Here is a 21,682-nt window from a genome sequence, read left to right as displayed (position 1 = left end):
CGTCGTCGCGGTGCGGCCCTGCATGAAAAGGAGAGACCATGCGTTATCAGATCAGTGGGAAACAGATCGACGTCGGCGAGGCTCTTCAGACCCATGTCAAGGCCGAGATGGGCGAAGTGGTCGAGAAGTATGCCCAGCGCCCGACCGAATGCGTCGTGGTTTTTTCCCGGTCCGCGCATGAGTTTGTCTGCGAGGCGGTGATCCGTCTGTCCACCGGGCTGACCGCCCAGGCCAAGGGTTCGGCGCCCGAGGTCTATGCCGCATTCGAGGCCTGCCGCGAGCGGATGGACAAGCAACTGCGCCGCTACAAGCGCCGCATCCGCAACCACCACGCCGACCGCAAGGCGCCGGTTGAATTCGGCGGGGCGTCCCAGTATATCCTCGCCGCATCCGAGGAGACCGAGGATGCCGAGCTGGACACGCTTGCGCCCGTGGTCATCGCCGAGATGGAGACGAAGATCCCTTCGATCACCGTGGGCGAGGCCGTGATGCAGCTGGACCTGGCGGGGCAGAAGCTTCTTGTCTTCCGCAATGAGGGGCATGGGGGCGTGAACGTCGTGTACCGTCGGGAAGATGGGAACATCGGCTGGATCGACCCTCGCAACAGCAAATAGGCCGACAGGCGCAAAGACCGGCCACAGGAACGACATCCCACGATGGAACTCTCCAGCCTTCTTGTCCCGAGCGCGGTGCGCGTGGTGGGGCAGTTCACTTCCAAGAAGCGTCTCTTCCAGGAGCTGGGCGAGATCGCCGCGCAAGCCTACGGCATGCAGTCCGCGCTGGTGGTGGACGGCCTGCAAGAGCGCGAGAGCCTGGGGCCAACCGGCGTGGGGCACGGCATCGCCCTGCCCCATGCCCGGCTGGAGGACCTGATCCGAATCGCCGGGGTGTTCATCCGGCTTGAGCGTCCGCTGGACTATGACAGCGTGGACCGCCAGCCGGTGGACCTGGTGTTCGGGCTTCTCGCGCCCAAGGATTCCGGGGTTGACCACCTGAAGGCGCTGGCCCTGGTCAGCCGAACCATGCGGGACCAGGGGGTGGTGGCCAAATTGCGGGCCAACACGGACCCGGCCAAGCTGCACGCCATCCTGACCGAGGCAAAGGCGCCACAGGCCGCCTGAAACCGGGTGTCCCTGCCCGCGGCTTGCGACCGGGTGTGCCTGGCAACTGCATGAGCCAAGGTCCTTGGTTCGCGCGGCGCCCTTGTTTCGCGCGGCGATCCCCTTTCGTCGAAAAGACCATTGTCCCGGGGCGGGCACCGCGCGCAGGATCAAGCCAGTTCACCCGCACCGAAAAGCGATGCCAGCATGCCCTATCCGGATTTCATCACGGCCTTTCCCAGCATCGACGTGCCCTTCCCTGACGATGTCCTGCAGACGGCCGTCGTCCGATCCGATGCAGGTTTGGTGGTCTTCTTCACCTTCCTGAAGGACATGACGCTTCCGATGCATGCGCATGGGGCGCAATGGGGCACGATCGTCGAAGGCGAGATCGAGTTCACCATTGGGGACGAGACGAAGATCTACCGTGCCGGCGACAGCTATTCCATTCCGGCCGGCGCCCAACACGGCGCGATGATCAAGGCCGGCACGCGGGTGATCGACGTCTTCGCGGAAGCCGACCGATACGCCATCAAGGCCTGAGCACCGCCGGAAGTCTCTGGCGCAATTTCCGTCAGCCCCGCCAGCGCCCGAAGCCGAAGCCCATGTAGTCGCGGGCGTAGGTGTCTTCGGAGGCGTCTTCCAGAGCGGGGTCCCAGATCTGTTCCAGCGCCCGGGTGGAGGCGGTGTCGGCTGTGAAAGTGGGCGACGCAAGACCTAGGTCGGCGCAGAGGTGCGCCAGCCCCCGGTCCAGGCCGTCTTCGCGCAGGACAAGGTCAGGGCCCTGAAAGCCCGCAAAGCCTTGCAGCACGGCGGTCTGACTGGCCCAGTGCGGATCGACGCGGGGGCCGATCTGGCCCATCACGGATAGCCGGACATAGCGCAGGAAAGCCAGGAAGGCCGCTCGGTGCTGCGCAATGTCCTGGAAAGCCTGGCCCGGCGGCGGCAGGTCGGCCTTCTGGACCCGGACCAGGGTTGCCCGATGCTCGGACAGCTTGCCCGAGACGATCATGGTCAGGAAGGCCCGGTGCGCCCGCAGCAGGGGGTGGCGGACCACGGTAAAGCTGCGGTGCGGGCGATGCGACCGTTTCCACTGGCGCAGGGTCTTCTGGGTGAAATCCCCCTCCAGACCACCACTGCCCACCCTAGAGAGCCAGTCGCGCAGCGCGGATTCGGGGCCACAGCGGACCGGCATGAACAGCAGCCCCGCCCCGGCAGCCGCCACGAAGGACGGAATCGCGGGCGGGCGGCGAGGTTCGAAATTCGGCGTGCGCGACAGGTTGAACCTGTCTGTCCGGGCAAGCGACGCCTCCATCTGCGGGAAGTTGGTGACCTTCTCGGCGATTTCCTCGGGGTTCTGCTTCTTGAGCGTCTCATCCACTGCCGAAAGCCGACCGGACACCCCCAGCCAGGCGGCAAGGCCGTTCAAGACCTCGATGTCACCAATGTCTTCGTAGTCGATGTAAAAGGCGGTCTGGCCGCGAACCTGAAGCCCATGCAGCAGACGCACCTGGAAATCCTGCAGCCTTTCGAGATGTGCCTCGAACTCGGCCGGGTCAAAGCGGACTTGGGCGGTCTTGAGCCGCCGCGCGTCGGTCAGCTTCCACTGGCCGGTGGCCTGGGCGATCTTGAGGCTGACGTAGCTTTCCGCCGGGTTGCGGGTGAGCACGATCTTGGCGCAGGTCGGATCGTCCAGCACCAGCGGCAGGATACGCGCGTCGTGGTCGTGGAAATAGCGGAAACCGGCCAGGCCGGGCGTCGCCTCGCGCAGACGGCGCAGAAGGGCAGCGGGGTCAGCCTCACGGCTGGCCAAGTCGATGCCGAACATCGAGACCTGGTCCTTCTTGCCGATGAAGTGCGGATTGAACACCTCGCCCAGGCAGGCCACGCCGGGCAGGGCGTTCAGATTGGCCTCAAGGAAATTGGACCCAGTCCGCATCTCGGCGAACAGCACGAAGGACGTGAACCGGGCCATCCGGTCACTTCACGACATAGGGGCGCACGCGGCGGCCGGGGGTGCTGGGCAGGTCGGGCCCGACCGGGAAATCGCCCATCAGTACGGGCTTCATACCCTGATTGCGCAGGTTCTGCAGGAACTGGCCAAAGCCGGTAAGGTCGGCCAGACGCGGCACCTCGGTCAGCCGGCGCGACGACCGCGGGCTGATCTCATCGACGATGGTCTGCAAGGGTTCCATCGGGCTTTCGATGAATTCGGCCAGCGACCAGATGCGCACGCGCGCCTTCACCCAGGAGGCGCGCAGGATGGCGACGAACTCGGCTTCGGTCTTTTGCAGCTGCGCCGCCTCGGCGCGGATTTCGCCGAAGTTGCGGTTGGACTGGAACAGCGGAATGGCAAAGGCCCCGGTGATGACCGAGACCTGGGCATTCGGATCACCCGCGATGAATTCGGCGATCTCTTGGGCGTCGTTCGGGCCGAACTGGAAGCACTGGCGTTCGCCGCGGGTGTTCCAGACCAGGTTGGTCAGAAAGCTGCGGGGGTTGTAGTCGCGCAAGGCCGCGCTGTCCGACAGGCAGCCATTGTAGACGCTGGCGCCGCCTGCGTATTCCACCCGATCCGGGGCGAACAGGTGGCCGTGGACGCGGGTGCCGGCCAGCTTGGACAGCCAGGTGTCGAAATCCTCGAACACCTCGGAAAAGCCTTCGAAGACGGAATAGGGGGCGGCGGTGCGGCCGGTTTCCCATTCCCGGTTGGGAAACCGCGACTGCATGTAAAGGCCGGGGCGGCCGGCGGTGCGTCGCTCGACCGCCTTGGCGAAAAGGCGGTCGATCTTGCCGGGGTTCGGCTCGGCCCGCGGTTCGCTGCCGGCGCTGGGGGCCAGGAAGGTATCGTAGAGCTTGTTCGCCTGCGGCCAGATCTTGCGGGCGACAAAGCAATCGGACCGGCGCAGAAGCTGCAGGTGATCGTCGTAGAAGATGTGCGGCTTGCCCTGGTAGTCGAACTTCGACAGCGTCAGCGAGCGGCTTTCGATATTGGTCGAGAACAGCCGCACGAGAGACTGGAAGTAGCTTTCGTCCGGAATCCAGACGCGGCGAAAGAAGGCATCGAATTCGGCGCGGCCGGGACCGTCCAGAATGGCGGACAGGGTTTGCCGCGTGAGGCACCACCATTGCGAGCCAAGGTGGGGCACCAGCCCGTTGGGCAGTTTGCGGCGGATGCGGAAACGGCGTTGCAGTTCGACATAGACATCGAACAAGAGGCGGTTCTTGCGCCAGGCAAACGGGAAGCGAAGGGTGAAGCGCTCGGCATTCAGGCCTCCGATCGTCCAGCCGACATCGGCGGTGGTGACGCTTTCGATGAAGTCGGTGCGCGGGCGGGCCTCCAGATAGGCGCGCAGTTCTTCCACCGGCCGCAACGGCAGGCAGGCGCCAGAGGCGAGGTAGACGTGGCGGACCTGCGGGAACTCGGCCAGCATCAGGCTGGCGGCGGCCTGGGTGGCAGCAACCAGGCCCCAGGTGCCCCATTCGCAGGCGTGGCGGGTCGAAAAGCGGATGTTCGGCAGGTCCGACAGGTCGGCCTGCAACTGCTCGGCCTGGGCGCGGGGCGTGCGCAGGTCGACGTGAATCACCACCGGGCAGCCGCGGGTGGCCCAGTGCCGGGCGATCTGGGCGGCGCGGTCCAGCGCGGTGTGGGTCAGCATGACAAAGCCCAGGGTCATGCCCAGTTCCCCTTGGACATAAGTCCCAGAATCTCAAGCTGGCGCCAGTTGATGTACTTCTCGCTCCACTTGCACCAGAAATCGGGCTGGTCCTTCAGACCCTCGATATAGGCCTTGTATTCCCGGCTGTCGGCATAGTGCTGGCCGCGGTTCACTTCCTCGGCCGCCTTGGCGGCGAAGGTATCAAGGAACTTGGCGTGCAGCAGACAGCCGCTGGCCTTTTCGCCGCCCCACTCGTCGAACACCAGGTTCAGCCCGCGCGGCAAGAGCATGTGGGTCGAGCTGACATAGGCGTAGGAGCGGTGCCAGCGCACCAGCGGAATCTTGTTCAGCGCGGGGGCCTGCAGCGGTTCGTCGGCAAAGAAGGCGCGGCTGCGCGGGCCGCCCTGGATCCAGAGGTTGCCGTAGTTCCAGTTGCGGCTGATCAGGTAGTTGCCGCTGTCGAACCACTGCGCGATCTCGAACGGGTTCTGCCCTTCGCGGTAGGGCTGGTCCTGGATCGGACCCTGCGGATACATGTCCAGCAGCATCGCCGAAAACGCCCGGATGCCACTGGAATCCAGCCAGTCGGTCAGTGCCCGCAGGGGACGGGTCTCGCAGAACGGATAGATCAGGAATTCGTCCACATCGACGGTCAGGCACCAGCGGCCGTGGCCATGGCGGCGCAGCAGCAGCATCAGCCAGTCCATCCCGAAGCGCGAGCGCTTGTACGACGCGGGTGTCGTCCAGAGCGAAACGTCAGGCTGGCGGGCCAGATATTCGCGGCTGCCGTCATCACTGTCGTTGTCGACCAGCAGGAAGTGATCGACGCCCAGGTCGCGGTAGTATTGCAGGAAATAGGGCAGACGGACGCGCTCGTTGCGCAGCGTCGAGAACAACAGGATCGAATCGGGCCGCAACTCGCCCAGACGTTGTGCGACCGGCCTCAGATCGCGGCGCCGCACCAGCGCACGGGCAAGCAGGCGCTTGCGGCGCCAGCGCAGGCGGTATGATCCGATCACACCCAAATGCGGCCCCTGCCCCTGAACTGCCCGGTCGCTTTCGGTCTAGGCCTGCTTGGTGAAAGAAGTGTTCCGGACCCCGGACCCCCTCCGCACAGACCCGCCTGCACGACCGCGATTTTGCACCGGCTGGAAAAACACTGGCGCGAATCTAATTGGCGAGCCGCAGGAAGTAAACAATTCGCCACGGTTCCCACTGTCAAAGCCAGCCTCCCCGTGACATCAGCCCCAGCCCTTCCAACTGCCGCCAGCCGGTATAGGCGAGCGAGGCCGGACAGTGCAGCACCGGATCGGCCAGCAGTCCGTCATAGTAGGCCGCATAGCGCGAGGGGTTGGCGAAATGCTGGCGGCGGCCCTTCTCTTCGGCCGCCTTCTCGACTGCGCTGGGCAGGAACTTGGTGTGCAGAAGCACACCGGAAATCCGCTCTCCTCCCGTTTCATCAAACACCGCATTCAACCGGGGCGGGAGTGCGGCATGGGTCGAGTTCACATAGGCATAGCGCCAGTGCCAGCGCACCAGCGGCAGCTTGTTCAGCGTCGGCGCCCGGCGCGGATCGGTCGCAAAGAACGCCCGCGCCCGCGCGCCGCCCTGAATCCACAGGTTCCGCATGCGCGGCTGCACCTGCACCGAGTAATTGCCGGCATCGAACCAGCGCAGGGTGGCCAGCGGGTCGTCACCCGGCCGGTGACCTTTCGCGGTGAGCGGACCTTCGGGATACAGGTCCAGCATCAGCGCACCGAAACTGTCCTGACCGTGGTCGTCCAGCCAGCGGGTCAGGGCGGGCAGGGGGCGGGTCTCCCAATGCGGATAGACCAGCAGTTCGTCGGCATCCAGCGTCAGGCACCAGCGACCATGGCCGTGCCGCAACAGGAGCCAGTTGGTCCAATCCAGCCCGAAACGCGAGCGCTTGTAGCTGGCCGCCGTCTGCCAGAGCGACACGTCGGGCTGATCGCGCAGCAGCGCGGGCGTGGCGTCGGTGCTGGCGTTGTCGACCACCAGGAAGTGATCGACCCCCAACCGCCGGTGATGCGCCAGGAAATGCGCCAGCCGTTCCGCTTCGTTGCGCACCACAAGGACGCAAAGGATGGCGGTCCGCGCAAGGCCAGCGGTGCGGTCCGCCACCAAGGTCAGGTCGCGTCGCTTGCGCAGCGCGCGAAAGATCAGGCGGCGCCGCCTTTGCCGCAACCGCCAGGCCTGCCAGAGGTGCTGCAGGTCGCGCTGCGGCGCCGGCAGGTCCAGAATCGGATGCGCATGGGGCAGCGCCCCCATGGGCCTATTGCGCCGCCTTCTGCAGCGCGATCATCTCGTGCAGATAGGCCGAGAACTCTTCGCGCAGGTCGGGCCGCGACAGGCCGAAAGCGACGGTGGCCTGAAGGAACCCCGCTTTCGAGCCACAATCGTAGCGCAGACCCCGGAAGCGGTAGCCAAAGACGCCGGTCTTGCTGTCCACTTCTTCGGCAATCGCGTCGGTCAACTGGATTTCGCCGCCGGTGCCCTGCTTCATGCGGTTGAGGTTGGTCAGCACCTGCGGCGTCAGGATGTAGCGGCCGATGACGGCCAGGTTCGACGGCGCCTCCTCGGCCTTGGGCTTTTCCACCATGCCCTTGGCCCGGACGATGCTGCCCATGTCCTCGGCGATGTCGAGCACGCCGTAGGAACTGGCCTTGGCGGGCGGCACCTCCATCGCGGCGACCATGCAGCCGCCGGTCTTCTCATAGGCCTCGACCATCTGCTGCAGACAGGGCTTTTCGGCGGCGATCACGTCATCGGGCAGCAGCACGGCAAAGGGTTCGTCACCGATCAGCCGGCGGGCGCACCAGACGGCATGGCCCAGGCCCATGGGCCGGTTCTGCCGCACATAGGCAATGGCACCGGAATCCATGTTGGTGTCTTTCAGGATTTCCAGAAGCTCGGTCTTGCCCTTCTTGCGCAGCTCGCTTTCCAGCTCTGGCGCATTGTCGAAGTAGTCCTCCAGGGCGGATTTGCCGCGCGAGGTGACGAAGATGAATTCCTTGATCCCGGCGGCGCGGGCCTCGTCGATCGCGTATTGGATCAGCGGGCGGTCGACCAGCGTCATGATCTCTTTCGGGATCGACTTGGTGGCGGGCAGAAAGCGCGTGCCGAGACCGGCAACGGGAAAGACGGCTTTCGTGACCTTCTTCGGCTTCATGGCTTTGCTCGTTTCCTGTATGCCCCGATATCCGTATGGATACCGATTGATTGTATCTATCCAGCATAACGTGGCCGGATTCGGGCGTGTGCGTGGAATACTGCGGAAGTCGCGCTACGGAAAGCACCCAGAAGGGGGAAAAACGGCCAAGGGACCGCCCTCAGCGCATCTCCGCCAGCATGGATTCCAGGATCGCAACGTCCGAGGGATTGTTCAGTTCCCAGAACCGGCGGCCGCGGGCCTGAACCTCAATGCACAGGACGCGGCGCCCCTGTTCGACAAAGCGAAGCTGCTCCAACCCCTCCAGGGTTTCCAACGGACCGACTGGCCAGGCGGAATAGGCGGCCAGGGCCGCGGGCCGGTAGGCGTAGACACCGACATGGTGGAAGACGGGGGTGGCCTCGTCCAGGCCATAGTCGTCGCGGCCGGTGTAGGGAATCACTTCCTTCGAGAAGTAGAGCGCCCGTCCACCGGTGCCGAAGACGGCGGTGGTGCCGCCGACCCGGCCCGCCCGTCGGTCGGCGCGGAAACCGGCCAACGCGGCACCATCGCAGCGCAGGACGGGGGTGGCGATGTCGGCCTGCGGGTCGGCGGCCAGGCCGGCGACCAGGTCCTCGATGAACCAGGGCGGGGTCAGTGGGGCATCGCCCTGAAGATTCACGATGACATCGTAACCGGGCATCTTCTCGGCCACCTCGGCGCAGCGCTCGGTGCCGTTGCGGGCGTCGGACGAGGTCATTGCCACTTCGGCGCCAAAGCCGCGCGCGTGCTCGGCGATGCGGTCGTCATCTGTGGCGACGACAACGCGGGCCATTCCGGAAACGGCGATTGCCGCCTCCCAGCTGCGGCGGATCAGGGTCTTGGCGCCGTCCGGGCCTCTCAGCGAGACCAGTGGTTTGCCCGGATAGCGGGTGCTGGCATAGCGGGCGGGAATGGCGATCAGGGTCTTCATTTCAGTGTGACGCCCGGCGCGCAGGCGATGAAATGCGGGTTGTCCCAGCCGGGCTTGCCATAGGCCAGCGGCGTATGGTCGTCAAAGCGCACGCACAGCCCCCCGGCGCCGCGAAGCACGGCATCGCCGGCGGCGGTGTCCCATTCCATGGTGCGGCCGAGGCGGGGATAAAGGTCCGCCTCGCCGCTGGCCACCAGGCAGAACTTGAGGCTGGAGCCGGCGGATTTCGAATCCTTCACGGCGTAGCGGCCGATATAGTCGTCGGTCGCCTGGTCGCGGTGGGATTTCGATGCCACCACCATCAGTGCTGCGTTGTCCGGCGTGGCAACGCGCAGAGGGCGCAGCGTGCCGTCCGCCAGTTCCTCGACCGAGGTGCCGTCGGCCCGGGTGTAGAACAACCGGCCTTGCGCAGGGGCATAAACCACGCCGCGCAGGGGCACTCCGTTCTCGACATAGGCGATGTTCACGGTGAAATCGCCGCGGCGCTGGATGAATTCCTTGGTGCCGTCCAGGGGATCGACGATCAGAAAGGTCGCGGCAGACAGCGCGTGGCTGGCGGCCTGTTCCTCGGTGATCAAAGGCACGTCGGGATAGGCCGCGCGCAGGCCGGCCGAGATCAGCGCGTCGGCGGCCTCGTCGGCCTCGGTGACCGGGCTGGCGTCGCCCTTGGCGCGAACCTCGAAATCCGGGCCGTTGTAGACCTCCAGGATGCGGGTTCCGGCCTCCAGCGCAAGGCGGCGGAGAAGGAGGATCAGGCGGTCGTGGTCCATTGCGGTCTCCGTGATTGCCATGCGACGGCGCGGCCCTTATCCTCTGCCGGAAAGGGAACGGCAAGATTTCCTGCAGTAGGCTTGGGCAGGGCGACAGGCAAAGGGCACGCGATGTTCCGACCTCAGGCAAAGCGAACGTCCCACTTGCGGTCGGGGTTCGGGCTTCTCGAACTGATCTACCATGCCACGGTGCGCCATCTGCGCAAGTCGCACAGCAATGCGGTGACGGGCCTGGTGATGAGCGTGCTGCAAGCGGCGCTTGTCCTGGTGATCTTCATCGTCACGTTCCACATCCTTGGGCTTCGCCGCATCGCCATCCGCGGCGATTTCGTCCTGTACGTGATGTCGGGCGTGTTCATGTTCATGACCCACACCAAGGCGATGGGCGCTGTGTCGCGGGCAGACGGGCCCGCCTCGCCGATGATGATGCATGCGCCGATGAACCCCATCGTCGCCGTCACCTCGGCCGCACTTGCCGCGCTGTACCAGCAGGCCTTTGCGGCGGCGGTGATCTTGCTGTTCTACCACACGCTGTTCGCGCCGATCACCATCCTTGATCCGGTCGGCATGCTGGGCATGTTCCTGCTGTCGTGGTTCTCGGGCGCGGCAATCGGCCTGATCTTCTACGCCGCCAAGCCCTGGCAACCCGAAGCGGTAGGCATCCTGTCGACCATCTACCAGCGCGCCAACATGATCGCGAGCGGCAAGATGTTCCTGGCGAACATGGCCTCGCCAACCCTGCGCAGCATGTTCGACTGGAACCCGCTGTTCCACACCATCGACCAAGGCCGTGGCTTCATCTTCCTGAATTACCACCCGCGCTATACGTCGATCGACTATCCGATCAAGGTGGCGCTGGTCTGCATCATGGTCGGCCTGATGGCGGAATTCTTCACCCGCAAGCATGCCTCGGCCAGTTGGGGGAAGCGGTCTTGAGGTCTTGCTTCATCCTTGCCGCCCTGATCGCCTGCCCCGCCACGGGCCTGGCCGAAGACCTGCCCGCCTTGTTCGACGTGACCGGCGTGGCGCGGGGCGACGTGCTGAACATCCGCGCCCAGCCCTCGGCGCGGGCGCCGGTGGTCGACACCCTGCCCCCCGATGCGCGCGGCATCGAAGTGGTGGCCCAGATCGGCGCCTGGGGCGCGGTGAACACCGGCGAAGGCACCGGCTACGCCTCGATGACCTACCTGAAGCCGGCACCCGGGCCGGGTTGGGCCAGCCTGGAGGTGCCGCTGCGCTGCGTCGGGACCGAGCCGTTCTGGGGTCTGGACTATGCCCCGGAAGATCAGGTGCTGACCCTGTCGCTGCCCGACGAGGGGGAGCGCGAGATGCCGGTCACCGCGACCTGGCCGGCGTTGCCCTGGTCGCCCCTGGTGGGGCTGGGCATGGCCGAGGGCACGGCGGTGCTGCGCCCCGAGGAATGCTCGGACGGGATGTCGGACCGGACCTTTGGCCTGGCGCTGGACCTGTTCCTGACCGGGGCAGCGCCGATGCATTTTGCAGGCTGCTGTTCGCTGACCGACTAGGGGCGGCGGGCGAGCCGGGCGAGCTATGACCCGCCCTACGGCACCACCACCCGGCAGGTCAGGTTGAAGCGGCCGCCTTCGGGCAGCAGGGTCGAACTGCCGGGGCGCAGCCGGTCCACCCCGTGCCAGGCCAGCCGGGCCGGGCCGCCGAACACCACCACATCGCCCGAGCGCAACCAGACGCTCTGCGTGCCCTCGGCTCGATCCACCCCGCCGATCCGGAACAAGGCGTCGTCGCCCAGGCTGACCGAAAGGATCGGCCAGGAGAAATCGCCCTCGTCCTTGTCCTGATGCAGGCCCATCCGGGCCTGCGGCCCGTAGAAGTTGACCAGGCAGCAGTCCGGCTCTCGGTTCAGCCCCGTCAGGTCACGCCAGAGCGCCAGCACTGACAAAGGGATCGGTGGCCAGGCCACGCCCGAGGGATGCCGCGCCTCGTAGCGATAGCCGTGCCGGTCGGTGACCCAGCCCAGCCGCCCGGCGCCGGTCATCCGCACGGTCATCGGCTTGCCGCCCGGCGTGACCGGGGCCACGAAGGGCGCGGCTGCAGCCACCGCGCGGATGTCCGCCACCAGTGCCTCTTGCGCGGCGCGGTCCAGATGCCCGGGCCAGACACGGAAACCCCTGATCTGGAAAGACTCTGCCATTTGGTCACCTTTGCGCTGAAAATTCGCCGCAGACTCAGGCCCCAGACCGTTGCAGGGCCGAATACGCCCGCCTATATACGCCCAGTCACACGGTCCGGCATCTGACGTCGGACCAGAACCATACCCCGACCGGGGGTGCCGAAATTGCAGGGCCTCCGGACGGTGCATCGCCTGTATGAAAGGGATACGCACATGGCCAAAGTCATCGGGATCGACCTCGGCACCACGAACTCTTGCGTCGCCATCATGGACGGCGCCGCCCCTCGCGTCATCGAGAACAGCGAAGGCGCCCGGACCACCCCGTCAATCGTGGGCTTCACGGAAAGCGAGCGGCTGGTCGGCCAGCCTGCCAAGCGCCAGGCCGTCACCAACGCCGCCAACACCGTCTTTGCCGTCAAGCGCCTGATTGGCCGCCGTCTGGGCGACGCCGAGGTGGAGAAGGACAAGAAGCTGGTCCCCTATTCCATCGTGGACGGCGGCAACGGCGACGCCTGGGTCCAGGTGCGCGGCGAGAAGTATTCGCCCAGCCAGATTTCCGCCTTCATCCTGCAGAAGATGAAGGAAACCGCCGAAAGCTACCTGGGCGAAACCGTCACCCAGGCCGTCATCACGGTGCCCGCCTACTTCAACGACGCCCAGCGCCAGGCCACCAAGGACGCCGGCAAGATCGCCGGTCTGGAAGTGCTGCGCATCATCAACGAGCCGACCGCGGCCGCGCTGGCCTATGGCCTGGACAAGAAGGAATCGAAGACGATTGCCGTCTATGACCTGGGCGGCGGAACCTTCGACATCACCATCCTGGAAATCGACGACGGGTTGTTCGAGGTCAAGTCCACCAACGGCGACACCTTCCTGGGCGGCGAAGACTTCGACATGCGGATCGTCCAGTACCTGGCGGACGAGTTCAAGAAAGAGCATGGCGTTGACCTGACGCTGGACAAGATGGCCCTTCAGCGCCTGAAGGAAGCCGCCGAAAAGGCCAAGATCGAGCTCTCCTCGTCCAGCCAGACCGAGATCAACCAGCCGTTCCTGAGCATGGACCGCAACAGCGGCCAGCCCTTGCACCTGGTGATGAAGCTGACCCGCGCCAAGCTGGAAAGCCTGGTGGATGACCTGATCAAGAAGTCGATCAAGCCCTGCCAGGCCGCGCTGAAGGATGCCGGTGTCTCGAAAGAGGACATCGACGAGGTGGTTCTGGTCGGCGGCATGACCCGCATGCCGCGGGTCATCGAGGAAGTCACCAAGTTCTTCGGGAAAGAGCCGCACAAGGGCGTGAACCCGGACGAAGTGGTTGCCATGGGCGCGGCCATCCAGGCCGGTGTGCTGCAGGGCGACGTCAAGGACGTGGTGCTGCTGGACGTCACCCCGCTGAGCCTTGGCATCGAGACCCTTGGCGGCGTCTTCACCCGCCTGATCGACCGCAACACCACCATCCCGACCAAGAAGTCTCAGGTCTTCAGCACTGCCGAGGACAACCAGAACGCGGTGACGATCCGCGTCTTCCAGGGCGAGCGCGAGATGGCCGCCGACAACAAGATGCTGGGCCAGTTCAACCTGGAACAGATCCCGCCGGCCCCGCGTGGCGTGCCGCAGATCGAGGTGACCTTCGACATCGACGCCAACGGCATCGTGTCGGTGAACGCCAAGGACAAGGGCACCGGCCGGGCGCAGCAGATCACCATCCAGGCCTCGGGCGGTCTGTCGGATGAGGACATCGACAAGATGGTCAAGGACGCCGAGGCGAATGCCGAGGCCGACAAGGCCCGCCGCGAACTGGTCGAGACCCGCAACCAGGGCGAAAGCCTTCTGCACTCGACCAAGAAGTCGCTGTCCGATCACGGCGACAAGGTCGACCCGTCCACCGTCGAAGCCATCGAGTTGGCGATGAGCCCGCTGGAAGACGCGCTGAAGGGCGAGGACCCGGGCAAGATCCGCAGCGCCATCCAGAACCTGACCGAAGCCGCGATGAAACTGGGCGAGGCGATCTACAAGGCCAGCCAGGCCGAAGGCGGCAAGGGCGACGATGGCGACGAGCCGCGTCCGGTGGATGAGGAGGACATCGTCGATGCCGACTTCGAGGATCTGGGCAACAACAAGCGGAAGTAACGCCGCTTGAACGGGAACGGGGGGCGGTCCGGCGACGGGCCGCCCCCTCCCGGTTAGGGGCACAGAGGTCCTGCGATGGCAAAACGCGATTTCTATGAGGTGCTGGGGGTTTCGCGCGGGGCATCCGCAGACGAGATCAAGAAGGCCTACCGCACCAAGGCAAAGGAGTTGCACCCCGACCGCAACGCCCAGAACCCCAAGGCCGAGGCCCAGTTCAAGGAAGTGAACGAAGCCTATGACGTCCTGAAGGACGAACAGAAGAAGGCCGCCTATGACCGCTTCGGCCATGGCGCTTTTGAAGGCGGCATGGGGGCCGGGGGCCCGCGCGGCGGCCCCGGCTTCCAGCAGGGCGATTTCGCCAGCGCCTTCTCGGACGTCTTCGAAGACCTGTTCGGCGACTTCATGGGCCGCGGCGGCGCTGGCGGCGGCGGCGGTCGCGCCCGGGCGCAACGCGGCTCGGACCTGCGCTACAACCTGCGCGTCAGCCTGGAAGAGGCCTGGAAGGGCGTCCAGAAGACGATCAGCGTCCCCACCAGCGTGGCTTGCGACACCTGCCGCGGCACCGGGGCCGAGGGCGGCGCCGAGCCGGTCACCTGCCCAACCTGCTCTGGCCTGGGCAAGGTGCGTGCGCAGCAGGGCTTTTTCACCGTCGAACGCACCTGCCCCACCTGCAATGGCATGGGCCAGACGATCAAGAACCCCTGCAAGACCTGCCACGGCGCCGGCCGGGTGGAACGCGACCGCTCGCTCAGCGTCAACATCCCGGCGGGCGTGGAAACCGGCACCCGCATCCGCCTGGCAGGCGAAGGCGAGGCCGGCCTGCGCGGCGGTCCGACGGGCGATCTCTATATCTTCATCGAGGTCAAGGATCACCCGATCTTCCAGCGCGACGGCGTGCACCTGTTCTGCCGCGTGCCGATCTCGATGCCATCGGCGGCGCTGGGCGGAGAGGTCGAGGTGCCCACCATCGACGGCGGCCGCGCCCGGGTGAAGGTGCCGGCCGGCGCCCAGTCCGGCAAGCAGTTGCGGCTGCGCGGCAAGGGCATGCCCGCCCTGCGCGGCGCGGGCACCGGCGACATGGTGATCGAACTGGCGGTGGAAACCCCGGTCAACCTGACATCGCGCCAGAAAGACCTGCTGCACGAGTTCGAGAAGCTGAGCGAAGAGAACAACCCGGAAGGGCATTCGTTCTTTGCAAAGGTCAAGGGCTTCTGGGACGGCATGAAAGGCTGAGGCTGGCCGGGTGTCGGGAATTAACCATTCCTTCACCATCGCCATGCCAGGGTTGCGGCCATCATGGCCCGCCCCGGTTTCGCAGACGCCTCGCTTCCGCTCTTCGTGCCCCAGGGGGACGCAGACGAAGCCTGTCCGCAGGCGCTGACCGGCCGGCTGCCCAGCTACATCGCCGACCACCGCAAAAGGCTCCGCTCCCGCTTCATGGAGGGGGGCGCGCAGGCCATGCCGGACTACGAATTGCTGGAACTGGTGCTGTTCCGCGCCATTCCGCGGCAGGACGTCAAGCCGCTGGCCCGGCTGCTGCTGGACACCTTCGGCGACTTCAACCGCGTTGTCACCGCATCCGTCCCGCGGCTGCTGATGGTCAAGGGCGTAGGCGAGACGGTGATCCAGGAGTTGAAGATCGTCGAGGCTGCCGCCCAGCGGATGATGCGCGCGCGGGTGATGCACCGCCCGGTGCTGTCAAGCTGGGATACGCTGCTGGACTATTGCCACACCACCATGGCGCACCGCGAAACCGAACAGTTCCGCATCCTTTTCCTTGACCGCAAGAACGTGCTGATCGCCGATGAGGAACAGGCGAAGGGCACGGTGGACCATGTGCCCGTCTACCCGCGTGAAGTGGTGAAGCGGGCGCTGGAACTGAACGCCAGCGCGCTGATCCTGGTGCACAACCACCCCTCGGGCGACCCCACCCCGAGCGAGGCCGACATCTCCATGACGATCCAGGTTCAGGACGCCTGTCAGACCCTGGGGCTGGTGTTACATGACCACCTGATCATCGGCAAGTCACGCGAACTGAGCTTCCGCGCGTCGGGCTACCTTTAGCCCTCAAGGTGCAGCAGGCTTGGCGGCGGCGGGCGGTGGCGGGGCGAAGTCCGGCACCACCCACAACTCGACCCGCCGGTTCAGCCGCCGGCCCACCGCGGTTTCGTCGCAGGCCATCGGCAGAGCCTCGCCAAAGCCTTCCACGCGCGGCACTTCGTCTGGCCGCAGATCGGGCGCGATCGCGGCCAGGTCGGCGGCCACCCGCTGCGCGCGCTCCAACGACAATGCGCGGTTGGCGGCAGCCTCGCCCTGGCCGTCGGAAAAGCCGGCCAGGATCAGCGCCTGGGCCGGAAAGCGATCAGCCGCGATCAGCCGGGCCAGCTGCAACAGGTTTTCCTGCGAGGTCGCGTCCAGCATCGAGGTGCCCTCCTGGAACCGGAAGGTCAGCGACAGCCGGTCGGCGCCGTCCATCACCTCGGCCAGGCGCTTGAGATCGGCCAGCGTCACGTCCTCGCCCGCGCCCTGGATGGCGTTCAGCAGGCGCAGACCATCCTGTGTCATCGGCGCGCGCTCGACCGAGCGGTCAATATAGCCCGCCTCTGCGACGGCGGCTTCGGCGGCCGGGGTGGCCAGGAATTCAAGGAACTCGCGCGCCAGAAGCGGCAGCCGGCGCGGCGGCGTCAGCAGGAACAGCGGCAGCGCCAGCGGGTAGTCTTCCGCCTTGACCGCAATCGAACTGGGCAAGAGGGGAAAGCCACAACTGTCGGCCAGCGCAAGGGATTTGGCGGCGCCAATCTCGGATCGGCCGGTGATGGCCAGCGCCCAGGGGTCATGGGCCACGGCGGCGGCGAGGCTGGCCAGGTCTGGGTGCGTGGTGGCTTTGGCCAGCGGCTGCCCCAGCCGTTCGGACAGCGCGCGCTGGACGTCGGTCGCGGGGTCCAGCGCATGCAGGACAAGCGGCATGTCGGGTCCGCCCAGATCAGCCCAGTTGGTCGCCTCGCCGGTCAGCGCGCGGACCAGATCCACGGTCGAGACCTCGGGCGTGGGGTTGTCGGGGGCGACAATGGGCACCAGCGCATCCAGCGCCAGCGGACGGGCGCCAAAGTCGCTGTCAGACATGGCCGAAACCTTCAGTTCGGCCCTGCCCTCGGTGACGGCGGCCGCGGCCTCGTCGGGGGAGAGGGGCTGAAACGACAGGTCGGCGAGCACTTTGCCAGTGGCAGGGTCAAGGATGGTGGCGGCCCAGCCGGTCGCGGCCTCGGTCGGCGCGTAGATCAGGCCGCGGCCTTCGGCAAAGGCCCGAAGCAGCCCGGGCAGCAACCGCGCCCCGGCGTCAGGGGCGCCGACCAGGCGGATGGTGGCTTTTGGCGCGATCAGGTCAGGGCAGGCCGGGCCGTCGCAGATGACCCCCTGGGCGTCCACGGTCAGCGGGCCATAGGCCGTGTCCAGACGGTAGAATTCGCCGTCAAAGCCCTGAAGCGTGCCGTTGAGGACGATGTTCCCCTCGCGCGAGATCAGCGTGACGTCCTGCGCCAGCGCAGCCCCCGTGCCGAAAAGAACAAGCGCGGCGAAGATCGCCGCGCGTCCAGCCATGCCCTGCATGGGACCCCTTGCCTGCGCGCACCTAATTCACGGCGGCAAGTGTCACGTCGGGGACCAGATTGTTCAAGACCAGAATGTCGCCCACCGCCTCGCAGCCGGGCATCGACACGGTAAGATCGGTCACCTCCACGGCGCCTTCGCGAAGGTGGATGGTCTCGCCCAAGAGATCGCGGCCGCAGGTCATTTCGGTGACCGCCGCCTCGACCACGGGCTCGGCATAGCTGCTGCCGTCGGCGGGCCAGGTGTAGACCTCGGCCATCATCGGCAGGTCCAGTGCGGGGTTGCCCAGGGTGACCAGACTGCCGCCGTTGGGCGAATTGCGGTTCGACGCCGAGACGTCACCCGGCGTGCCGAAGACAGCACCGTTCTCATAGGCGTGCAGTTGGAAGGCATCGTCGGCCATCCATTGCACGGCAAAGCGGCGCACACCGCCCATCCCGGGCACCGGCACCGCATCGCGCAGCACCGAGGCATCGGCGAACAGGACAGACACCTCGCCCTCGGCGCCAAGCGCCGGCAGGGAAAACGCAAGCTTGCCGTCTGGGCCAAGGGCTTCGGCCACGGTCAGACCGGCGTGACGAAGAACCACCCGTTCACCGCCGCGGCAGGGCGCAGAGATCGACACCGAGATCATTGCATTCGGGCCGACCGCAAGACCCAGGTCGGTGGCGCAGCTTTCGGCCTGGGTCACGATCACCGGCGCCGGCTCGGGCTTGGCAACGGGTTGCACAGGATCGGCGGCCACCTGCACAGGGACCTCGGGCGCGACATCGGCACCGGCAGGCGCCGGCAGCTCCTTGACTTCGGCAGCCACAACGGGTTGAGCGGCGGCTTCAGGCGCGGGGGCGGAGGAGGCAACCATGCCGGCAAGAACCGGTGCGACGGGCGGCGTATCCACAGCGGCAGGCGCATCCGTCGCGGCGACCAGCGCGGCACCGGCGGGAAGCGCCGCTTCGGCCAGTTTGTCAGCCGAGGCTTTCTCGGCCGCACCCGATTCAACCTTGGCCGGCTTTGCCGGCGCATCGGTCTCGGCCTGACGCTCGGCATTCATCGTCTGAACCAGGTGACCGGCAGCCAGGGCCACGCCAAGCAGGGCCACCGCCCGGATCATGCTGCGTTTCCTGATCATCTCTGCCCCCGACAGAAAGTAGACTCGCTTTCGAGTCAAACTGATCCGCAATGGCGGCAATCCCGTGTCCGAAACGGGGAATGTTTCCTGCTGGAAACCAGCACAAAGCGCTGGAATCGCGAAAGCGGCGGGGACGCCGCCGCTTTCCCGCCGCAATCCTGCCGCCGGTCAGGCCAGACGGCCGTGGCAGTGCTTGAACTTCTCACCTGAACCGCAGGGGCAGGCGTCATTGCGGCCGGGGTTTCCCCAGGTCGAGGGGTCGGTCTCGTCGAACCCATCCAGCCGCGCCCCGGCCATGGCCGCCATTGGTGCGGACGCTGGCGCCCGTGCCGGTGCCGGTGCCGACGCTTCGGGGGCCGCATCCGCGGCCGCCGGCTCGGGCAGTGCAGCAAGCGGCGTCTTCCGAGGCTCGCCGGCCTGCTGCGACGCCACCAGCTGTGCCATCATCTGTTCCTGCTCGTCCTTGGTCAGCGGACGAATCCGGCCAAGCTGCTCGGTCACCTGCTCGCGCAGCGAGTTCAGCATCGAATCGAACAGCTGGAAGGCCTCGGTCTTGTATTCGTTCAGCGGGTCGCGCTGGGCATAGGCACGGAAGCCGACCACCGAACGAAGATGCTCAAGCCGCAGAAGGTGTTCGCGCCACTTGCCGTCGATGGCCTGCAAAAGCACCTGCTTCTCGATCGATTCCATCGTCGGCTTGCCGAAAGCCTCGGCCTTTTCGGTCATGAACTTGTCCGAAGCCTCGATCAGGCGCTCCGACAGCGCGGCCTGGTCCACGCCCTCTTCGGCGGCCCAGTCCTGCACCGGCAGATCAAGGTTCAGCTTCTCGCGCAGCGCGGCGCGCAGGCCGGCGGTGTCCCAGGCGTCGGGGTAGGTCTTCGGCGGCAGGAACTGGTCAACCAGATCGTCGATCACCTGCATCCGCATGTCGGCGGCAATCTCTGCCACATCCTCGGCCTGCATGATTTCCAGCCGCTGGCCGAAGATCGCCTTGCGCTGGTCGTTCATCACGTCGTCAAAGCGCAAGAGTTGCTTGCGGATGTCGAAGTTGCGCCCTTCGACCTTGGCCTGGGCCTTTTCCAGCGACTTGTTGACCCAGGGGTGAACGATGGCCTCTCCATCCTTCAGGCCCAGCGAGCCCAGAATCTTGTCCAGCCGTTCAGACCCGAAGATGCGCATCAGGTCGTCTTCCAGCGACAGGAAGAAGGCCGAGCGCCCGGGGTCGCCCTGACGGCCCGAACGGCCGCGCAACTGGTTGTCGATGCGCCGGCTTTCGTGTCGCTCGGTGCCCAGGACAAACAGCCCGCCGGCGGCCTTGACCGCCTCTTCCTCGTCCTTGTGTTCGGCCTCGATGCGGGCGCGAACCTCGTCGGGATGGGCGTTCGGGTCGGCCGCGATGGCCTCCATCACCTTGAACTCGACATTGCCGCCCAGCTTGATGTCGGTGCCGCGGCCGGCCATGTTGGTGGCGATGGTCACCGCCCCCAGCTTGCCGGCGTCGGCGACGATCTGCGCTTCTTGTTCATGCTGGCGGGCGTTCAGCACGTTGTGCGGAATGTCGTCCTTCTTGAGCAGGCTGGACAGCAGTTCGGATTTCTCGATCGAGGTGGTGCCGACCAGGATGGGTTGGCCGCGCGCATGGGCGTCCTTGATCGACGCAAGGATGCCGTCGTATTTCTCGCGGGCAGTGCGGTAGACCTGATCGTGTTCGTCCTTCCGCATCACTGGCTTGTTGGTCGGCACCTCGATCACGCCCAGGCCGTAGATCTGCATGAATTCCTCGGCTTCGGTTGCCGCGGTGCCGGTCATGCCGGCCAGCTTTTCGTACAGCCGGAAATAGTTCTGGAAGGTCACGCTGGCCAGCGTGACGTTCTCGGGCTGGATCTTGGTGCCTTCCTTGGCCTCGATGGCCTGGTGCAGACCGTCCGACAGGCGACGGCCACGCATCATGCGGCCAGTGAACTCGTCGATCAGGGTCACTTCGCCATCGCGAACGATGTACTGCTGGTCCTTGAAGAACAGCTTGTGCGCGCGCAGGGCCTGGTTGAGGTGGTGCACGATGGACGTGCTTTCCGGGTCGAACATGTGCTGGCCTTCGGGCAGGATGCCGGCCTCGCGCAGCAGCTTTTCGACGGCGTCGTTGCCTTCGTCGGTGTAGGTGACGTTGCGCGCCTTTTCGTCCAGCTTGTAGTGCTCTTCGGTCAGGTGCGGAATCAGCTTGTCAACCGCGGTGTAAAGATCCGACCGGTCCTGCGCCGGGCCCGAGATGATCAGCGGCGTGCGCGCCTCGTCGATCAGGATCGAGTCCACTTCGTCGACGATGGCGAAGGCATGGCCACGCTGCATCATCTCGTCGATGGTCGACTTCATGTTGTCGCGCAGGTAGTCGAAGCCCAGTTCGTTGTTGGTGGCATAGGTGATGTCGCAACGATAGGCGACGCGCTTCTCGGCCTCGGGCTGGTAAGGGACGACGACGCCGGTCGTCAGGCCGAGGTGCGCGTAGACCTTGCCCATCCAGTCGGCATCGCGGCGGGCAAGGTAGTCGTTCACGGTGACGATATGCACGCCCTTGCCGGTCAGCGCATTCAGATAGGCCGGAAGGGTGGCGACCAGGGTCTTGCCCTCGCCGGTGCGCATTTCCGAAATGTTGCCCTGGTGCAGGAAGATGCCGCCCATCAACTGCACGTCAAAGGCACGCAGGCCCAGTGCGCGCTTGCCGGCCTCGCGGCAGTTGGCAAAGGCCTCGGGAAGGATCGCGTCCAGCTCTTCGCCGCCCTCTTGCACGCGCTTCTGGAACTCGCGCGTCTTGGCGATGATGCCGTCGTCGGACAGCGCCGCGAATTCCGGCTCCAACGCATTGATCTTCGCCACCAGCGGCCGGACCGCCTTGATCTTGCGGTCATTCGGGGACCCGAAGACCTTGCGTGCAAGCGAACCCAGACCCAGCATGATTACTCCGTGAGGCGGCCTTTTACGACATCGTGTGAGGCGTGGCCTTGC

General features: G+C 66.0%; 19 protein-coding genes. 8 read left to right on the top strand and 11 right to left on the bottom strand.

Annotated features, from left to right (window positions below; genetic code table 11):
- Positions 1-38: 38 nt before the first annotated feature.
- The 3 genes from hpf to LHP98_RS07975 all read left to right on the top strand — a co-directional run bounded on the left by hpf (position 39) and on the right by LHP98_RS07975 (position 1,643).
- Positions 39-614, top strand: coding sequence for a ribosome hibernation-promoting factor, HPF/YfiA family (gene hpf, locus LHP98_RS07985; protein ID WP_227251984.1), 576 nt, complete (start codon positions 39-41; stop codon positions 612-614).
- A gap of 42 nt (positions 615-656) precedes the next feature.
- Positions 657-1,121 carry a PTS sugar transporter subunit IIA gene (locus LHP98_RS07980; protein WP_227251983.1) on the top strand — a complete coding sequence of 155 codons (465 nt, stop codon included), beginning with the start codon at positions 657-659 and terminating at the stop codon, positions 1,119-1,121.
- Between the two features lie 186 nt (positions 1,122-1,307).
- Positions 1,308-1,643 carry a cupin domain-containing protein gene (locus tag LHP98_RS07975; protein ID WP_227251982.1) on the top strand — a complete coding sequence of 112 codons (336 nt, stop codon included), beginning with the start codon at positions 1,308-1,310 and terminating at the stop codon, positions 1,641-1,643.
- A 31-nt stretch (positions 1,644-1,674) separates the two neighbouring features.
- Here the strand turns inward: LHP98_RS07975 and LHP98_RS07970 are convergent, their stop codons facing one another.
- From LHP98_RS07970 to cysQ, 7 genes are all read right to left on the bottom strand, one after another.
- Positions 1,675-3,075, bottom strand: a complete 1,401-nt coding sequence (locus LHP98_RS07970) for a nodulation protein NodH (protein ID WP_227251981.1) — start codon at positions 3,073-3,075, stop codon at positions 1,675-1,677.
- Between the two features lie 4 nt (positions 3,076-3,079).
- Positions 3,080-4,777, bottom strand: a complete 1,698-nt coding sequence (locus tag LHP98_RS07965; RefSeq protein ID WP_227251980.1) for a beta-1,6-N-acetylglucosaminyltransferase — start codon at positions 4,775-4,777, stop codon at positions 3,080-3,082.
- Positions 4,774-5,784 carry a glycosyltransferase family 2 protein gene (locus tag LHP98_RS07960; protein WP_227251979.1) on the bottom strand — a complete coding sequence of 337 codons (1,011 nt, stop codon included), beginning with the start codon at positions 5,782-5,784 and terminating at the stop codon, positions 4,774-4,776. Before LHP98_RS07960 ends, LHP98_RS07965 begins: the two co-directional genes overlap by 4 nt.
- A gap of 193 nt (positions 5,785-5,977) precedes the next feature.
- On the bottom strand, positions 5,978-7,048 hold the full coding sequence (locus tag LHP98_RS07955) for a glycosyltransferase family 2 protein (protein ID WP_227251978.1): 1,071 nt from the start codon (positions 7,046-7,048) through the stop codon (positions 5,978-5,980).
- A 4-nt stretch (positions 7,049-7,052) separates the two neighbouring features.
- Entirely contained in the window at positions 7,053-7,949 is an 897-nt protein-coding gene (galU, locus tag LHP98_RS07950) for a UTP--glucose-1-phosphate uridylyltransferase GalU (protein WP_227251977.1), read from the bottom strand.
- Positions 7,950-8,109: 160 nt separating this feature from the next.
- Positions 8,110-8,901 carry a 3-deoxy-manno-octulosonate cytidylyltransferase gene (locus LHP98_RS07945; protein WP_227251976.1) on the bottom strand — a complete coding sequence of 264 codons (792 nt, stop codon included), beginning with the start codon at positions 8,899-8,901 and terminating at the stop codon, positions 8,110-8,112.
- Entirely contained in the window at positions 8,898-9,671 is a 774-nt protein-coding gene (cysQ, locus tag LHP98_RS07940) for a 3'(2'),5'-bisphosphate nucleotidase CysQ (RefSeq protein WP_227251975.1), read from the bottom strand. Before cysQ ends, LHP98_RS07945 begins: the two co-directional genes overlap by 4 nt.
- 111 nt (positions 9,672-9,782) lie before the next feature.
- On the opposite strand from cysQ, the gene LHP98_RS07935 reads away from it, so the two are divergent.
- Together LHP98_RS07935 and LHP98_RS07930 are read left to right on the top strand one after the other, a co-directional pair.
- Positions 9,783-10,607, top strand: a complete 825-nt coding sequence (locus LHP98_RS07935) for an ABC transporter permease (protein WP_227251974.1) — start codon at positions 9,783-9,785, stop codon at positions 10,605-10,607.
- Positions 10,604-11,197: a COG3650 family protein gene (locus LHP98_RS07930; RefSeq protein WP_227251973.1), complete on the top strand. Its 594-nt coding sequence runs from the start codon at positions 10,604-10,606 to the stop codon at positions 11,195-11,197. Before LHP98_RS07935 ends, LHP98_RS07930 begins: the two co-directional genes overlap by 4 nt.
- A 35-nt stretch (positions 11,198-11,232) precedes the next feature.
- Here the strand turns inward: LHP98_RS07930 and LHP98_RS07925 are convergent, their stop codons facing one another.
- The gene (locus LHP98_RS07925; RefSeq protein WP_227251972.1) at positions 11,233-11,841 is read right to left on the bottom strand and encodes an alpha-ketoglutarate-dependent dioxygenase AlkB family protein; all 609 of its coding nucleotides are present in this window, start codon (positions 11,839-11,841) and stop codon (positions 11,233-11,235) included.
- Positions 11,842-12,033: 192 nt separating this feature from the next.
- Between LHP98_RS07925 and dnaK the strand changes: the two genes are divergently transcribed.
- From dnaK to radC, 3 genes are all read left to right on the top strand, one after another.
- Positions 12,034-13,947 (top strand): molecular chaperone DnaK, encoded by a 1,914-nt coding sequence (gene dnaK / locus LHP98_RS07920; protein WP_227251971.1) that lies wholly within the window; start codon positions 12,034-12,036, stop codon positions 13,945-13,947.
- Positions 13,948-14,022: 75 nt separating this feature from the next.
- Positions 14,023-15,180, top strand: coding sequence for a molecular chaperone DnaJ (gene dnaJ, locus LHP98_RS07915; RefSeq protein ID WP_227251970.1), 1,158 nt, complete (start codon positions 14,023-14,025; stop codon positions 15,178-15,180).
- Positions 15,181-15,243: 63 nt separating this feature from the next.
- Complete coding sequence (gene radC, locus LHP98_RS07910) at positions 15,244-16,011, top strand: RadC family protein (RefSeq protein ID WP_227251969.1); 768 nt, start codon at positions 15,244-15,246, stop codon at positions 16,009-16,011.
- Positions 16,012-16,014: 3 nt separating this feature from the next.
- Here the strand turns inward: radC and LHP98_RS07905 are convergent, their stop codons facing one another.
- From LHP98_RS07905 to secA, 3 genes are all read right to left on the bottom strand, one after another.
- A complete protein-coding gene (locus LHP98_RS07905) occupies positions 16,015-17,544 on the bottom strand; it encodes a phosphate ABC transporter substrate-binding/OmpA family protein (RefSeq protein ID WP_227251968.1) in 1,530 nt (509 codons plus the stop codon).
- Between the two features lie 31 nt (positions 17,545-17,575).
- Positions 17,576-18,682 (bottom strand): hypothetical protein, encoded by a 1,107-nt coding sequence (locus LHP98_RS07900; RefSeq protein ID WP_227251967.1) that lies wholly within the window; start codon positions 18,680-18,682, stop codon positions 17,576-17,578.
- A 168-nt stretch (positions 18,683-18,850) separates the two neighbouring features.
- Positions 18,851-21,631: a preprotein translocase subunit SecA gene (gene secA / locus LHP98_RS07895; RefSeq protein WP_227251966.1), complete on the bottom strand. Its 2,781-nt coding sequence runs from the start codon at positions 21,629-21,631 to the stop codon at positions 18,851-18,853.
- Between the last annotated feature and the right edge of the window lie 51 nt (positions 21,632-21,682).

The sequence above is a fragment of the Rhodobacter sp. Har01 genome (assembly GCF_020564565.1).
Taxonomy (GTDB): domain Bacteria; phylum Pseudomonadota; class Alphaproteobacteria; order Rhodobacterales; family Rhodobacteraceae; genus Pseudogemmobacter.
Note: the sequence above shows the minus strand (reverse complement) of the source record. Positions and strands in the feature narration are given on the sequence as shown.

Coding starts and splice junctions, on each gene's coding strand:
- hpf (WP_227251984.1), top strand. CDS start 39: ATGCGTTATCAGATCAGTGGGAAACAGATCGACGTCGGCGAGGCTCTT.
- LHP98_RS07980 (WP_227251983.1), top strand. CDS start 657: ATGGAACTCTCCAGCCTTCTTGTCCCGAGCGCGGTGCGCGTGGTGGGG.
- LHP98_RS07975 (WP_227251982.1), top strand. CDS start 1,308: ATGCCCTATCCGGATTTCATCACGGCCTTTCCCAGCATCGACGTGCCC.
- LHP98_RS07970 (WP_227251981.1), bottom strand. CDS start 3,075: ATGGCCCGGTTCACGTCCTTCGTGCTGTTCGCCGAGATGCGGACTGGG.
- LHP98_RS07965 (WP_227251980.1), bottom strand. CDS start 4,777: ATGACCCTGGGCTTTGTCATGCTGACCCACACCGCGCTGGACCGCGCC.
- LHP98_RS07955 (WP_227251978.1), bottom strand. CDS start 7,048: ATGGGGGCGCTGCCCCATGCGCATCCGATTCTGGACCTGCCGGCGCCG.
- galU (WP_227251977.1), bottom strand. CDS start 7,949: ATGAAGCCGAAGAAGGTCACGAAAGCCGTCTTTCCCGTTGCCGGTCTC.
- LHP98_RS07945 (WP_227251976.1), bottom strand. CDS start 8,901: ATGAAGACCCTGATCGCCATTCCCGCCCGCTATGCCAGCACCCGCTAT.
- cysQ (WP_227251975.1), bottom strand. CDS start 9,671: ATGGACCACGACCGCCTGATCCTCCTTCTCCGCCGCCTTGCGCTGGAG.
- LHP98_RS07935 (WP_227251974.1), top strand. CDS start 9,783: ATGTTCCGACCTCAGGCAAAGCGAACGTCCCACTTGCGGTCGGGGTTC.
- LHP98_RS07925 (WP_227251972.1), bottom strand. CDS start 11,841: ATGGCAGAGTCTTTCCAGATCAGGGGTTTCCGTGTCTGGCCCGGGCAT.
- dnaK (WP_227251971.1), top strand. CDS start 12,034: ATGGCCAAAGTCATCGGGATCGACCTCGGCACCACGAACTCTTGCGTC.
- dnaJ (WP_227251970.1), top strand. CDS start 14,023: ATGGCAAAACGCGATTTCTATGAGGTGCTGGGGGTTTCGCGCGGGGCA.
- radC (WP_227251969.1), top strand. CDS start 15,244: ATGGCCCGCCCCGGTTTCGCAGACGCCTCGCTTCCGCTCTTCGTGCCC.
- LHP98_RS07905 (WP_227251968.1), bottom strand. CDS start 17,544: ATGGCTGGACGCGCGGCGATCTTCGCCGCGCTTGTTCTTTTCGGCACG.
- LHP98_RS07900 (WP_227251967.1), bottom strand. CDS start 18,682: ATGATCAGGAAACGCAGCATGATCCGGGCGGTGGCCCTGCTTGGCGTG.
- secA (WP_227251966.1), bottom strand. CDS start 21,631: ATGCTGGGTCTGGGTTCGCTTGCACGCAAGGTCTTCGGGTCCCCGAAT.